This is a genomic window from Amycolatopsis kentuckyensis (genome assembly GCF_041679295.1).
GTDB classification, from domain to species: domain Bacteria; phylum Actinomycetota; class Actinomycetes; order Mycobacteriales; family Pseudonocardiaceae; genus Amycolatopsis; species Amycolatopsis kentuckyensis_A.
Genome location: NZ_JBGDMD010000006.1, coordinates 402,072 through 416,288, shown reverse-complemented (window position 1 = coordinate 416,288; position 14,217 = coordinate 402,072). Strand labels below are relative to the sequence as shown.

The following is a 14,217-nucleotide window of genomic DNA, read 5'->3' as shown; positions in this document are numbered from 1 at the left end:
GGGCGTGCGACGATGGCGTCGTGCTTACCCCCGAGCAGTACCTCGGCGTGGTGGCCGAGCGCATCCAGCGGTCCGGCGGCAACTTCGGGACCGTGCAGATCGGGCCCGCGCTCTGCCCCGTCGGGTTGTTCGCCGAGTCGGTGATGCTCTCGACGATGAACTACTGCGTCATCGCCGCGGCCGTCCCCGAGATCAACGCGGCCGCGCTGTACGACTTCACCGGCCGCGCCACGCAGTACGCGCGCGCCAACCTGGTCGGCACCATGGGCTGGACCGCGGCCTCGGTCGTGATCGCCGGCCTCGTCGGCCAGCACGTCCACCCGGACGCCGCGCAGGCCGCGTCGGCGAAGACGAGCAACCAGTTCGGCGGCGAGACGCGGATGGTCGCGGTGGACCTCACCGCCGGCCAGACGTACGCGTTCACCGGCGGGAAGTTCTGGGGCGCGGCGATGCACGGCGCGATCCGGGCCAAGCTGACGTTCTGCTTCCCGCCGCCAGCCGAGGCCTACCAGCAGATGCAGTGGCAGCAGGCGCAGGTCCAGCCGCCGATGGGCGCGCCGCAGGTGCCGCCCCCGCCGGCCGCCGGACCGCCGGCGCCCGGCTACCCGCCGCCGGGGCAGCCGCCGTACGGTTACTGACATGGTCGCGTTGCGCGGATGGCCCTCGTTCCCCGAAGAACTCCCGGTGTTCACGCCGGAAACGGCGGCCGCGGACCCGCAGACGCTCTTCGTCGAGTGGCTGACCGAAGCCGGAGAGCACGTGCTGGCGCCGCACGCCGTCACACTGTCCACAGTGGACGCCGATGGCGCGCCGGACGCGCGGGTGGTCATCCTCAAGGACGTCGGCCCGGCCGGCTGGGCGGTCGCGACCAGCTCGGAAAGCCCGAAAGGCCTGCAGCTGCACAAGGATCCGCGCGCCGCGCTGACGTTCTTCTGGCCCGGCCGCGGCCGTCAGGTCCGGCTGCGCGGCCCGGTCTCCCCCGCGGCGCCCGAGGTGTCCGCGGCGGACTTCCTGGCGCGGCCGCCCGCATCGCGCGTCGAGGCGTTCATCGGGCACCAGTCGCAGGTGCTGCACGACCCGGCGGACCTCGACGCGGCGGCCGCGGAGGCGGAGCGCTGGGTCGCGGAAAACCCGGACGTGGCCCCGGAAACGTGGACGCGGTACCTCGTCGACCCCGACGAAGTCGAGTTCTGGCAAGCCAGCCACGACCGCCGGCACGTACGGCTGCGGTACCGCAAGACCGACGGCGGCTGGGTCCGCGAGCGCCTCTGGCCTTGACGGACCGGACGCGGCGGCGTAGGCAGGAAATCCGACAAAACGGAGGCCCTGCATGCGCCGCACCGTCGTCCTCGCCGCCACCGCCGCCTTGTCCGCCGGGCTGCTCTCCGGCGCTTCCGCCGGTGAAGTCGCGCTTTCGCAGCACCCCGCCGTGTTCGAGACGGTGTTCGCGTCACCACTGGGCCTCGAAGGCCTGACCACCGACGGCCGCGGCAACCTCTACACGCCGGCGCGCGGCGCCGATCCGTGCCCGGTCTACCGCGTCGCGGCCACCGGCGGCCCGGCCGCGGTCGTCGGCACGATCCCCGCGCCGTGCAACCCCGCCGGGCTCGCGTTCGGCCGCGGCGGCCGCCTGTACGTCGCGAACGCCGACACGGTGGTGTCGTTCGTGCCGGACGCGGCGAACCCGCCGGCGGCGACGGTGTTCACGAGCGGCGTCCCGGGCGCGAACGGCCTGGCGTTCGACCGGTCGGGCGCGCTCTGGATCTCCGACGGGGTCACCGGCCAGGGCCGGGTGTGGCGGGCGGGTGCGGACGGCGTCGCGCTCGAGCAGTTCCGCGTGCAGCCGCTGGTCAGCGACGTCATCCCCGGCGGGATCGGCCGGGACGTGCGTGGCCTGCCGCCCGGCACGGTCACCATCACGCCGAACGGCCGGACCGCGGCGGACACCGCCGGCTCGCAGCACCTCGTCGCGAACTGCCTGGCGTTCACGGCGGACGGCACGTTGCTCGTCGCGGACACGGCGCGCGGCGCGATCTGGCGTGTGCCGATGGACCGCGGTGGCCGCCCCCGCGCGGCGACCGGCTGCGACACCGCGTTCCCGGCGGACACGCTGTGCCTGGACGACGTCGACGTGCAGCACCCTTACCTCGAGGGCGCGGACGGAATCGTCCTGGACCGCGCTGGCAACGTCTGGACGGCGGCGAACGAGCGCAACGCGATCGTGCTGGCCCGCCGCGACGGCCGCGTCGTCGAGTACTTCCGCAACCCGGCCGACGCGACGTCGAAGCTGCGCAACGCCGGTCCGCTGGAGTTCCCGACCAGCCCGGTGCTGCTCCCGGACGGCCGCCTGTGCGTGACGCAGTCCGACGGCAGCCGCCGCGACAACGCGCCGAACACGGCGGGCGAAGCGAGTCCGACGGGTGCGGTGCGGGCGAAGATTTCCTGCGTAAGGCCCTGATCGGGGGTATGCCGCGCCCCGGTCGGTGTGGCGATGATGGATCATGCGCTCGAAACTGCTGACCGCCGGGCTGGTCCTGGCGCTGACTGCCGCACTCGGGGGTGTGGCCTCGGCCGACGCGCGTCCTGGGGGACGACCGACGCTGACGGACCCGCATCCGTGCCCGGGCCAGCCGGGCTTCACGTGCTCGACGTTGACCGTCCCGCTCGACCGGTCCGGCCGGGTGCCGGGCACGATCGACCTGCCGGTGGCGACCGCGGACAACGTGACCGCGCCCAAGGGCGTGCTGCTGTTCCTGACCGGCGGCCCCGGCCAGGGCGGCGTCGGCGCCATCACGCGGATCGCGACCCAGCGGCTGCCGGAGGTCGCCAAGGACTACCGGTTCGTCATGCTGGACCAGCGCGGCACCGGCGCGAACGCGTTGCAGTGCCCGGGTTTGCAGGCCCAGATGGGCAGCTCGGACATCGCGACGCCGACGCGTGACGCGGTCACCGAGTGCGCGCGCATCCTCGGCGACACGGCACCGCTGTACTCGACCGACCAGACCGTCGCGGACTTCGACCAGCTCCGCCAGGCACTGGGCGTGCCGAAGATGGTGGTGGACGGCGTCTCGTACGGCTCGTTCACGGCGGCGCGGTACGCGATCGCGCACCCGGGCAACGTCAGCAAGGTCATCCTCGATTCGGTGCTGCCGCACCACGCTTCGGCGTCAGCGTCGTTGTATTTGACGGGCCTGACGGCCGAGGCCCGCGTGCTGCGCGCGGCGTGTTCGGTGGCCCCGGCCTGCGGTTACGACCCGGCGGAGGACCTGGCGTGGGTGGTCCGCCACCGCGGCACGGCCGACGGAGTGAAGATCTTCGACCTGATCGTGACGTACGAGTTCGTCGACCCGACGTACCGGTCGGCGGCCGCGGGCGACGTGATCGGGGCGCTCCACGCGGCCCGCGCGGGCTCGCCGGCGCAGCTGGACGACCTGCTGGAGGCGTACAAGTCGGGCGGCGACGACCCGGCATCGTTCAGCTCGGGGTTGCACGCGGCGACGCTGTGCGCGGACCAGCGCTTCCCGTGGGGCTCGTCGGCGACGCCGGTGCCGTTGCGGCAGCCGCTCTTGTCCCTGGCGGCGCGTTCGCTGCCGGCGTCGGCGACCTGGCCGTACACGACGGAAGTGGCGACCCAGCAGGGCTTCATCCAGAGCTGCCTGCCGTGGCCGGCGGAGCGTCCCGGCTCGAACCCGGCGTCACGGCTGCCGAACATCCCGGTGCTGCTGCTGAACGGCGACCGCGACTTGTCGACACCGCTGGAGTGGGCGCGCGAGGAAGCGCGGGCCACCCCACAGGGCCGGTTGGTGATCGTCCCGGGCGAATCCCATTCGATCCAGAACCGCGAACGCGGCCACGCGGGCCGGGACGCGGTGCTCAGTTTCCTGCGGTAAGGCTTTCGTAGACGGCGTCGCGCACTTCGGCGTCGGTCGGTGTCCCTCGCTGTCGTTCGGCCGCGAGCTCGGCGAGGGACACCATGGTGACGTCGGCGAGGCCGCAGGCGGTGAAGTGGTGGAAGGCCGTCATGTCCGGGTCGACGTTGAGCGCGAAGCCGTGGCTCGTGACGCCGCGGCGGATGCGCATGCCGATGGAGGCGACCTTGCGGTGGTCGGGCGTCCAGACGCCGGCGAGGCTGGACTGCCCGGGCGGCGTTTCCCTTCGGACAGCGGGGAAGCCGAGTTTCGTCAGCGCGTCGACGACGAGGTAGCCGACGAGCTGCCCAGGCCCGTGGTAGGTCGCGAATCCCCCGCGATCGACCTCGACGGCGGGGAGATCGGTGGGCAGGTCTTCGGGCTTGGTGCGCGGCCCGTAGGTGACGATCGGCGGGTGGCTGAGGAGGAAAAGCCGGTCCTCGGCAAGGTTTTGCTGCCGCTGCGCGACCCAGGTACGCATGTCGGCGAGGGCTTGGTGGTAGCCGACTTCACCGAGGTCGACGCGTTTGACGGGCCATCCCACGAAGCCAGGCTACGCCGGGAATCCAGTGTGGAGCTGAGGGGAATCGAACCCCTGACCCCCGCCTTGCAAAGGCGGTGCTCTACCAATTGAGCTACAGCCCCGGGCGCGGGCGAGTGCCGCCCGCGGGGAAACTCAGTTGTGGGACGCACCCGCCGACTTGGCCGGGGTGGTGCCGTTGTTCGAGGGGACCGGCGCGGTCGCCTCGCGCCACAGGTCGGCTTCCGCCTTGGCCGCCTTGTTGCGCTTCACGACGAACAGGACGCCGCCCGCGATGACCGCGAGTGCCAGCAGCTTCTTCACCGAAGCCCCCTTCTCAGCTTGCTTCCCTTACCCCGTGATGTTACTGCACCGGCGTCGGCCACCGTCGGGGGTGGTGGTTCCACGTGGAACCACGATCGCGCAGGTAACGCAGGTCACATCCAGCCGGAAATACGGGGGCGGGGTGTCTCGTTGTACCCACTGGTCGACGTGCCCACCGTGTCCCCCGGGCCTCAACCACCGCCTTCGCGGAGTTCCGTTCGGCTGGAGCCGCGTCGAGCCAATTCGCCGAGAGGCGACCGTGGCGCGCGCCGACCGTGACCGCTCAGCCCTGCCGGTTCATTCTCTTCCCGGCAGGGCTGACCTGTATCCGGGCTCCGTCGATTCCGGCCATCCTCGTTCGACGCGTTGTCGAAGGCGAACCATTCGACCGACCGAGGGGCGAGCAATGACCGAACTGAGCACGGACCAAGCCCGGCGAGCGATCATCGACCACACCCGGCAGCTGGCGGAAGCAGCCATCGCGGCCGGCCCCGGCGCCGCCGTGCCGACCGCCCCGGCGTGGACTGTCTCCGACCTGGTCGCGCACATCGGCCAGACCCAGCACTGGGTCGCGGAGATCATCGAGCGGCGCATCACCGACCCCACCCAGCTGCCCACCGAGCTGCCCGAATGCCCGCCCGACCCCGCGAATGGCGAGCATGGCTGGCGGAGTCCGCACAGCGCGTCGCGACCGCGTGTTCCGATGACGCGCTGGACGCACCGGTGTTCAACGCCGCGGGGGACGAACGTTCCGGAACGCAGTTCTGGCTGACGAGCATGGTCAACGAGGCGGTCATCCACGGCTTCGACGCGACGAACGCGGCGAACCGCCCGGCCGACATCGACGCGACCGTCGCGGCCGCGCTGATCGGCAACCACTTGACGATGCTGACCTCGCCGACGTGGGAACTGCAGCGATCCGAGTCGGCACACAGCATCCGCGGCACCGGACAGACTTTGCTGTGGCAGGCGACCGACACCCCGGCCGCGTGGTTCGTCGAACGGCGGCCGGAGGGAGCGAAGTGGCAGCCCGGCGCCCGGCCGGCCGACGTGACGGTGACCGGACCGGCGAGCTCGCTGCTGCTGACGTTGACCCGGCGGCTTCCCTTGGGCGACCTCGGCATCACCGTCGACGGCGAGACCGCCCTTGCCCGGCACTGGCTCGAAAACACCGCCCACGACGCCGGCTGAAAAGACAAAGGCCGGTTCACGAACTGCGAACCGGCCTTGTTCTGTGGGCCTACCAGGACTTGAACCTGGGACCTCTTCGTTATCAGGGCAAGAGCACAGCTTTCTGATTAAGCAGATGGTCAGTGACCTCACGTTCAGCGTCCGCAGACGTCCGCCAATGATCGCAGAGCATCGCCGTGGTTGTCGCCCAGTTTGTCACCCAAGCTCTACAGCGTTACCAGACGAGGAAGTCTCCTGGGCAGTGTTCGCTGTTATCTTCCATTGCCAAGGGGTTCGCCGGCAGTTGGTGATTCACCAAGAGAAACGTCCGGATCACATGTCGATCGATCACGGTGACAAAAATCGAACATTCAGAAATGTCGATAACCACGTTCAAGACTTAACTCGCGCCCGCTTGCGCGAGCCATGCAACGTCGTCACCTCGGCCTGAATGATCGAATTATCCACAGGTTGCACCCGCCACACTGAAAGGAGACATGTCAATTAATCACACAATATCTGTATATTTTGCCAAGTGCGGCTACCGCGACGGGTCGCAGCGTCGACTATATACTCTCGATCGTGGACCTTATGTCGGTAGCTGTTGCCCCGTTGGCAAAAGCGATCTTGTCGCGAGCAGGTAAAGAGATCGGCATCGTCGCGGCCAAGGGTGCTCGTAAGTGGGTGCTGGGCACCTCAGAGGAGAAGGCATTGGAGCGCGCGCTGGGACGTGCGTTCACCGAGGTTGAGAGGATCCACGGTGGCCAGTTGGCAGGTTTTGACATCAACGCGGGGTTCTGGGAACACGAGGGCGCTGACGAGTTGTCGAAGGTGTTGGTGGCTGGTCTGACTCCTTCCGCGGCGAAATTCGCGGAACGGGCGGTTGACTCACTGGGCCCATCGCGGTCGGACGACGAGCGGCTTGATCGAATTCTTGCATTGCGGCCGCTATTCAAGGCGATGCTAACAGCATTGGAACGCGAAGTTCGCACTGAGTCTGCGCTGCATGCATTTCTCGAGCGTGCGGACGCGGCCCGCACAGCCGACGCGACTACCTCAATCGCGGAAGCGATGGCTGCCGGGCCATCATCTGAGGATGATCGGGTTGGCTATCTGGGATGGCTGATTGATCAGCACCGCTATGTGCGTACCGCCGGTGTGGTGCGTAATACGACGGTGCAGTTGCCACTGGAGGAGGTCTTCGTCGGGCTGAGAGCACGGGCCGATCGCCACCCCGGTGATCGGGCCCGGTTGTGGTTCGAGCAGGAACGCCAGAAGGCGGCCGCGCTGCTGGAGGCGGGGGATCTTGATCAAGTCGGTTACGAGGCTGTCCTAGACCGGTTGCAGACACAGTACGGCCGCAAGTTCGCCATCGACGTTGGTGGCGAGATCGACCAGCCCGTGCTGGTGTTGGATTCGGTGAGAGACGCCTCGCAGGTTTTGGTGCTGGGTGATCCCGGTACAGGTAAAACGACTCTGCTGCGGTACCTGGCACTTCGCCATGCGCGCGCGGTACTCAAGGGCGAGCCAGTGCAGGGGCGGCCGGCGCGGTTGCCGATCTATATACGGATCGGGGATTACGCCCGTCAGGAGCACCCACGGGTAGGAATCAGCGACTTCTTACCGGACTATTTAAACCGCTCGGAGTGTCGCCTTCCCGGGCTGGTTAGCATGTTGAAGCAGCAATTGGAGGCCGGTCGTTGCCTGATCCTACTGGACGGACTGGACGAGGTTGCGTCGGCTGAACTGCGCCGCGAAGTGGTCACATCGGTGGTGAATTTTGTAGCCGCCCACAGTCGATCCGGTAACCGGTTTGTGGTGACCAGCCGGGTCGCCGGCTACCAAGCTGCTCCGTTACCACAGCCGTTTACAGCGATGCGCCTGAATGACATGGATGACGACACGATCAGCCAGTTCCTGCAGGTCTACTGCCGACAGGTGGAACAGGCAGAGACGCCGGATAAGAGTAAGGCTGCGATCATCGAGGCCGGTGCGCGGGAGACCGCCGCGATTGAGCAAGCGCTGCGTTCAAACGCTGGGGTACGCCGACTGGCAGCCAATCCGCTGTTGCTGACGGCGCTGGTATTGGTCCATCGGGCCAGTGGACGGCTGCCGCACCGGAGGGTGGAAGCCTACGTGGAGGTGTGCACCGCGCTGGGCCGCACATGGCGCAGCGCCCAGGGGGTCGCTGACGCCGATTTACCAGACGAACGGATTCTGAACAAATGGCTGATCGAACTCGGTGCATGGATGCATCAGAACCGTCCCGAGGGCGCGGCCACCAAATTGGAGTTGCTGCGGGTCCTCGGCCCGCTGTGGGCGGCACATCAGGGCAGCACTTGGGATCCGGACGCGCTGTTAACGGCTGACCCTCTGGACACCGAGGCCGGCCGGGGTGTGCTGGAATTCATCGAGAAGGCCGATAGTCACACTGGTCTTCTGGTCGAGCGGGCGCCAGGCCGGTATGGGTTCGCGCATTTGACGTTCGAGGAGTACTACACTGGGCGGTCGCTGGCGTTCCGTGGCACGGCTACAGAACGGGTCCCTGTAATGCGTGGCCATCTGCACGATCCCCGCTACGAAGAACCGATCCTCCTGGCGCTCGGCCTGATCGGAACCGACTACGCCGATCAGATCGACGACGTTGTTGCCCAGGCCATCTATCCCGGTACGGAGCCCAGCCCGTACGAGGATCTGCTTGGACGCGATTTTCTGTTCATGCTCCGCGTCCTAGCCGACGACACTCCCGTACAGACCGCCACGATCGACCACACCATCACTCTGGCGATCAACGAACGACTCGACCCCGAGCGCAGCCGGTGCCGTTTCACCAGTTACTTCCAGGCGCTGGAAAGGCATCTCGCCGCGCTGACCGGCACAAAAGCCGCCGACCGCTACATCACCGCCGTGGATAAACGAGCCGATTTGCTCACGCCGGAGACAGTGCGGCCCTGGGTCGCGTTGGCAGATATCGCCGCTCAGTTCGGCGCGCTACTGCCCGCAAGTGTTACCGCCCTGGTTCAGTTCGCCGCCGACCCCGACATCGACCCGTCCGTGCGGGTGCGGGCGGGATCGGCGCTGGCCGACGGTGGACAGCTGAGCAAGCCGGTAATCGCCGCCTTGGTTCAACTCACCGCCGACCCCGACATCGACACGTACGTGCAGGGGCGGGCGATATCGGCGCTGGCTCGTAGTGGACAGCTGAGCAAGCCAGTGATCACCGCCCTCCTCGAACTCACCGCCGACCCTGACATCGACCCGTCCGTGCGGGTGCAGGCGGGATCGGCGCTGGCCGACCGTGGACAGCTGAGCAAGCCAGTGATCACCGCCCTCCTCCAACTCACCGCCGACCCCGACATCGACCCGTCCGTGCGGGTGCAGGCGGGATCGGCGCTGGCCGACCGTGGACAGCTGAGCGAACCAGTGATCACCGCGTTGGTTCAACTCACCACCGACCCGTTCGTTGAGTTGGAGGCGCGATCAGTGCTGACTGGTGGTGGAGAGCCAAGCGAGCCGGTGATCACCGCCCTGGTTCAACTCGTCACCGACCCCGACATCGAGCCGTCCGTGCGGGTGCAGGCGGGATCAATGCTGGCTGACGGTGGACAGCTGAGCCAACCGGTGATCACCACTCTCCTCCAACTCGCCACCGACCCCGGCCCCGACCCGTTCATGCGGATGCGAGCGATATCGGCGCTGGCTGGTAGTGGACAGCTGAGCGAGCCGGTGATCACCGCCTTGATTCAACTCACCACCGCCCCCGACATCGACCCGTACGTGCGGGTGCAGGCGGGATCGGCGCTGGCCGACGGTGGACAGCTGAGCCAACCGGTGATCACCGCCCTGGTTCAACTCGCCACCGACTCGTACGTGCGGATGCGGGCGACATCGGCGCTGGCCGACGGTGGACAGCTGAGCCAACCGGTGATCACCGCCCTGGTTCAACTCACCACCGACCCCGACATCGACCCGTCCGTGCGGGTGCACGCGGGATCGGCGCTGGCCGACGGTGGACAGCTGAGCGAGCCGGTAATCACCGCCCTGGTTCAACTCACCACTGACCCCGACATCGACCCGTCCGTGCAGGAGCGGGCGATATCGGCGCTGGCTCGTAGTGGACAGCTGAGCAAGCCAGTGATCACCGCCCTCCTCGAACTCACCGCCGACCCTGACATCGACCCGTCCGTGCGGGCGCACGCGGGATCGGCGCTGGCTGGTAAAGGACAGCTGAGCGAGCCGGTGATCACCGCCCTGGTTCAACTCACCACCGACCCCGACATCGACCCGTCAGTGCAGGAGCGGGCGATATCGGCGCTGGCTGACGGTGGACAGCTGAGCGAGCCGGTGATCACCGCCCTGGTTCAACTCACCACCGACCCCGACATCGACCCGTCCGTGCGGGTGCACGCGGGATCGGCGCTGGCCGACGGTGGACAGCTGAGCGAGCCGGTAATCACCGCCCTGGTTCAACTCGTCACCGACCCCGACATCGACCCTGTCATCGACCCCGGGATCGACCCTAGCCCCGACTCGACCGTGCGAGTGCGGGCCATAGGAGTGCTGGCTGGTGGTGGACAGCTGAACGACCCGGTGATCACCGCCCTGGTTCAACTCGCAACCCACGACGCGGACTACTCGATACGGGAACAAGCTGTAACAGCACTACAACAAGCGCTACCTACGCGAAGTCTCAGAGAAGCTGTCGCCAAACTTTTCCGAGATGAAGACAACGATGTGCGCCTCGCGACAGCGGCCACATTTGTCGAGTGGAGCCGTCGACATCCACAATATTTTAATGAAATAGGTGAAGATCTGGCAAGAGCTTGTACGGACCCAGCCTTGAAATTAAGAGATAAATACGAAAATCGGACGGGATGGGATTACGCACAGAGGGGGCTAGCAGCCCACGTAGAGGCCTTCAATCATTCAATGAGCGAAGATCGATGATCTGGCGCACGCGCATTCTGCAGTTCGTAGACTATATGAAAGGATCCTTCTTCAGCTGAAAATCGTAGCATTGCGGTAACCACACTGGCGCAGCCGGTTGACTCCAATCCAGTCAATTCTGGGGAATATCAGTCTTGTTATAAGGCGCACCAATAACCCTCAGTTAGACTCTGCAAGGCGTGCGGTCATACCGCGTATCGGCCGTTCGAGGACGCAGCGTTCGCCAGTTATTCGACCACCCCATAGTGGGCGGCGAGCGCGGCGAACTCTGGCCCACGACGCCGGGTTGCTCGATCGACAAGACGGCGCATCGTGGTCTTACCGAGTGGCTGGTAGCGCACCCAGTCAGGCGCCAGGTCGCGTGCCTCGGCAAGCCACGCCAGCGCGTCTCGGTCGTGACGGAGATCCGCAGCCGCAGCTGCGAGGAGCAGCCGGTGACCTGCCTCCCAGAACGCCGGTACGTCGCCCGTTGCGTCCGGCACAGCGGCCCCCAGGCGGAGGGCCTGTTCGGGGTCGCCAGCCCTCGCCGCAAGCTCGACGTTCTGGAGTGCGGCGACGCGCGGGCCGAAGATCGCGGCCTCCGAGGCCGTGTCGCCTCGTGACCGAATCGCAGCAGCGTGAGCAGCGGCAAGAAGGTCCTCAGCGCGGCTGGCACTCCCAGTGCGCAGCGCAGCGGTCGCGGCGTTGAACAGCAGGTTGCCGAACACGCCGGCACGCACCGGGTCACGGTCGAGCATCCGCGGTTCGATCTGGGCGGCCGCCTGCGTAGCGACCCGTTCAGCGTCCTCGGTGCGACCCTGGCGGACCAGTGTCCACGCCAAGTACCGCAGCGAGATCGCGGCCTCTACCTCGGGCGCGTCCGACTCTGTGGCCGCCTCGATCGCCCGAGCCGCCGAGGTGTACGCCAGGTCGTCGAAGCCAAGCCGACCTGCAATGCCGGCGCCGAGCCGGTAAGCGGTTGACAGCACGCGAGGCCGTAGCGGTGCTCGCCGCCGCGGAGGCGGAGGACTCCACGTACGGCGACTACACGGTGGTTTCGCTGCTGACCGGCGCGCGGACCGAGGAGGCGCGCCCGCTGGCGTGGCCGGAGGTCGACATAATCGGGAAGCTGGACGCGGAGCCGCCGATTCCTCCACACGTCAACGTGTGGAGGTCGGTACGGGCAGGTGGGGACACGAAGACCAAGAAGTCACGGCGTTCGCTCGCGCTTCCCGGTCGGGCGGTCGACGCGCTGGAGCGCCAGAAGCTCCGCCAGAAGCGTCAGCGCGAGTCGGCCGGCGACCGGTGGCAACAACTCGGGATCGTGTTCGCGTCGGACGTCGGGACGCAGCTCGACGCGGCCAATGTCCGGCGCGGGTTCCGCCGCATCTTGAAGCTCGCAGGGCTCGAACCGAGGGACTGGACACCGCGAGAGTTGCGTCACAGCTTCGTGTCGTTGCTCTCCGACAGCGGACTCACCATCGAGGAGATCTCGCGGTTGGTGGGGCACTCGGACACAAAGGTGACCGAGCTGGTTTACCGCCACCAGCTACGGCCGGTAATCCAGGATGGAGCGAAAGCGATGGACGCGATCTTTCCGGATTCGGCGGCGTAGTCACTCTGAAACCGACCACAAGGACCGGTTCGCGCGTTTCGCGAACCGGCCCTTGACCTGCGTGACTACGCCAACATCGGACGCTTACACGGCTGGGCCTCGATGTAGCACAGCGTCCCTTAACAGCGACTGACGGTGCGTGACAGAGTGGAAGCCGAAGTTGCGTCGTCAGCTGGAGTTGAACTGGGCACCTGCGCGCGGCGCGTTTGCGCTCGGTGTGACCGCGCTGGTAGCTGGGATGACAGTGTCATTCGGGTGGGTCAACTGGTCGGCATTAGGCCAGTGGGCACGTCCGCACGCCGTGCCGTTCGCCCTGTTCGTTGCTGCCGGGCTAGCTATCACCGCCGCGAGTTGGCGGCTACGTGGCCAGCATGCACCACGGACGCAAACGTCGGTAATGAGCTGGTGGGTTGTCGCCGCGGCCGCGATCGTCGTAGTCGTCGTGGCTTGGGCCGCGACCAGCTGGCTGCTGAGTGAGGCCTCCGCAGCGAAGGATCCAGGTGCTGCGCGGGTCGACGCCATCAAGACGGGCCTCGGCATCGGCGCAGGCACCACGGGTATTTTCGCGCTTCTGCTGGCAGTGCGTCGCCAGTGGCACAACGAAAGTGACGCTACGGAGAAAAACGTCACCGACCTGTATACCAAAGCCGCCGACCAGCTCGGCTCTGCTGAGGCTCCAGTGCGACTGGCCGGCCTCTATGCCTTGGAACGCCTCGCGCATAACAATCCAGGACAGCGACAAAGCATCGTCAACGTCATATGCGCATACCTGCGCATGCCCTACATGCCTCCGGACGCCACGCTGGCCTCCGACAGTACGGAACTTCAAGAGCGGATCCAGGAACGCGAAGTCCGACTCGCTGGCCAGCGAATACTCACCGATCACCTTGCTCCGCAGGACCGCCGCAAGTTCTGGGGCGACATCGACATCGACCTCACCAACGCACACCTCATCGAGTTCACCCTGGAAGACTGCAAACCACGGAATGGTCGCTTCAGCGGCGCCACGTTCGGGGGTGCATCGCGGTTCAGGAATACGACCTTCACGGGTGGCGCGTGGTTCGACGACGCGATCTTTACCCATGAAGCCTCGTTCGACGGCGTGATCTTTACCCGCGACGCCTGGTTCAATGGTGCGACCTTCGGCGAAGATGCTGAGTTCAACAACGCGATGTTCGCAGGCGAAGTAGGGTTCGGCGGTGCGACGTTCACCGGCGTCGCGTGGTTTGGCGACGTGACCTTCACCGACAACGCCTGGTTCAACGACTTGACCTTTACCCGCGACGCCTGGTTTGCCGACTCAACATTCACTCGCGGAGTCTTGTTCAACGGTACGGCCTTTACCGGCGAAGCCCGGTTCAGCGGTGCGACCTTCCTCCGTGCAGCAGCGTTCGGTGACGTGATCTTCGCGAGCGACGCTCGGCTCACCGCGACAACTTTCAGCCGCGAAGCCTGGTTCAGCGGCGCCACCTTCGTAGGCGAGGCCTCGTTTGGCAAAGCGACCTTCGCCGGTGACGCCTCCTTCGACACCGCCACGTTCGCCAGTGCTCTACCGAGGATCGATCGTCCGCTCGCTGAGACCGCAACATTCGCCAATGCCATCCTCACCAGCTACTCGCCGGACCGTACGGCCGTTGCTGGCATCGTCGTCGACGTCCGTGGAACGCGCGCAACTCCCGATGAAGTCGAGGTCCGACTAGGCCCGCAGTCACCCACTTAGTCACCCAGGTCACGCAAAAGCCCGGTCCGCGGGA

12 protein-coding genes and 1 tRNA gene are annotated in these 14,217 nt (G+C 66.8%); 9 read left to right on the top strand and 4 right to left on the bottom strand.

Annotated elements, in window-relative coordinates; all coding sequences use genetic code 11:
• Nucleotides 1–20 precede the first annotated feature (20 nt).
• The 4 genes from ACERZO_RS27125 to ACERZO_RS27110 are packed head-to-tail and all read left to right on the top strand — an operon-like array spanning nucleotide 21 to nucleotide 3,890.
• The gene (locus ACERZO_RS27125) at nucleotides 21–638 is read left to right on the top strand and encodes a hypothetical protein (protein WP_372667579.1); all 618 of its coding nucleotides are present in this window, start codon (nucleotides 21–23) and stop codon (nucleotides 636–638) included.
• Nucleotide 639: 1 nt separating this feature from the next.
• The gene (locus ACERZO_RS27120; protein WP_372667578.1) at nucleotides 640–1,278 is read left to right on the top strand and encodes a pyridoxine/pyridoxamine 5'-phosphate oxidase; all 639 of its coding nucleotides are present in this window, start codon (nucleotides 640–642) and stop codon (nucleotides 1,276–1,278) included.
• Nucleotides 1,279–1,330: 52 nt separating this feature from the next.
• Complete coding sequence (locus ACERZO_RS27115) at nucleotides 1,331–2,458, top strand: SMP-30/gluconolactonase/LRE family protein (RefSeq protein ID WP_372667577.1); 1,128 nt, start codon at nucleotides 1,331–1,333, stop codon at nucleotides 2,456–2,458.
• 43 nt (nucleotides 2,459–2,501) lie between these two features.
• Nucleotides 2,502–3,890: an alpha/beta fold hydrolase gene (locus tag ACERZO_RS27110; protein WP_372667576.1), complete on the top strand. Its 1,389-nt coding sequence runs from the start codon at nucleotides 2,502–2,504 to the stop codon at nucleotides 3,888–3,890.
• On the opposite strand, the gene ACERZO_RS27105 is transcribed toward ACERZO_RS27110, so the two are convergent.
• From ACERZO_RS27105 to ACERZO_RS27095, 3 genes are all read right to left on the bottom strand, one after another.
• Nucleotides 3,874–4,452: a lipoyl(octanoyl) transferase LipB gene (locus tag ACERZO_RS27105; protein WP_372667575.1), complete on the bottom strand. Its 579-nt coding sequence runs from the start codon at nucleotides 4,450–4,452 to the stop codon at nucleotides 3,874–3,876. The two genes, ACERZO_RS27110 and ACERZO_RS27105, sit on opposite strands and share 17 nt — an antisense overlap.
• A gap of 28 nt (nucleotides 4,453–4,480) precedes the next feature.
• Nucleotides 4,481–4,553, bottom strand: a tRNA-Ala gene (locus tag ACERZO_RS27100).
• Nucleotides 4,554–4,584: 31 nt separating this feature from the next.
• Nucleotides 4,585–4,752 (bottom strand): DLW-39 family protein, encoded by a 168-nt coding sequence (locus ACERZO_RS27095; RefSeq protein WP_372667574.1) that lies wholly within the window; start codon nucleotides 4,750–4,752, stop codon nucleotides 4,585–4,587.
• Nucleotides 4,753–5,158: 406 nt separating this feature from the next.
• Between ACERZO_RS27095 and ACERZO_RS27090 the strand changes: the two genes are divergently transcribed.
• The 3 genes from ACERZO_RS27090 (at nucleotide 5,159) to ACERZO_RS27080 (ending at nucleotide 10,869) form a co-directional block, all read left to right on the top strand.
• On the top strand, nucleotides 5,159–5,524 hold the full coding sequence (locus ACERZO_RS27090; protein WP_372667573.1) for a maleylpyruvate isomerase N-terminal domain-containing protein: 366 nt from the start codon (nucleotides 5,159–5,161) through the stop codon (nucleotides 5,522–5,524).
• A complete protein-coding gene (locus ACERZO_RS27085) occupies nucleotides 5,476–5,943 on the top strand; it encodes a hypothetical protein (RefSeq protein WP_372667572.1) in 468 nt (155 codons plus the stop codon). The genes ACERZO_RS27090 and ACERZO_RS27085 overlap by 49 nt, the downstream gene beginning before the upstream one ends.
• 570 nt (nucleotides 5,944–6,513) lie before the next feature.
• The gene (locus ACERZO_RS27080; RefSeq protein WP_372667898.1) at nucleotides 6,514–10,869 is read left to right on the top strand and encodes a HEAT repeat domain-containing protein; all 4,356 of its coding nucleotides are present in this window, start codon (nucleotides 6,514–6,516) and stop codon (nucleotides 10,867–10,869) included.
• A 227-nt stretch (nucleotides 10,870–11,096) separates the two neighbouring features.
• Here the strand turns inward: ACERZO_RS27080 and ACERZO_RS27075 are convergent, their stop codons facing one another.
• Nucleotides 11,097–11,837, bottom strand: coding sequence for a hypothetical protein (locus ACERZO_RS27075; RefSeq protein WP_372667571.1), 741 nt, complete (start codon nucleotides 11,835–11,837; stop codon nucleotides 11,097–11,099).
• On the opposite strand from ACERZO_RS27075, the gene ACERZO_RS27070 reads away from it, so the two are divergent.
• Nucleotides 11,828–12,463 carry a site-specific integrase gene (locus ACERZO_RS27070; RefSeq protein WP_372667570.1) on the top strand — a complete coding sequence of 212 codons (636 nt, stop codon included), beginning with the start codon at nucleotides 11,828–11,830 and terminating at the stop codon, nucleotides 12,461–12,463. The genes ACERZO_RS27075 and ACERZO_RS27070 overlap by 10 nt on opposite strands.
• A gap of 139 nt (nucleotides 12,464–12,602) precedes the next feature.
• Nucleotides 12,603–14,183 (top strand): pentapeptide repeat-containing protein, encoded by a 1,581-nt coding sequence (locus ACERZO_RS27065; RefSeq protein ID WP_372667569.1) that lies wholly within the window; start codon nucleotides 12,603–12,605, stop codon nucleotides 14,181–14,183.
• The last annotated feature ends 34 nt before the right edge of the window (nucleotides 14,184–14,217 follow it).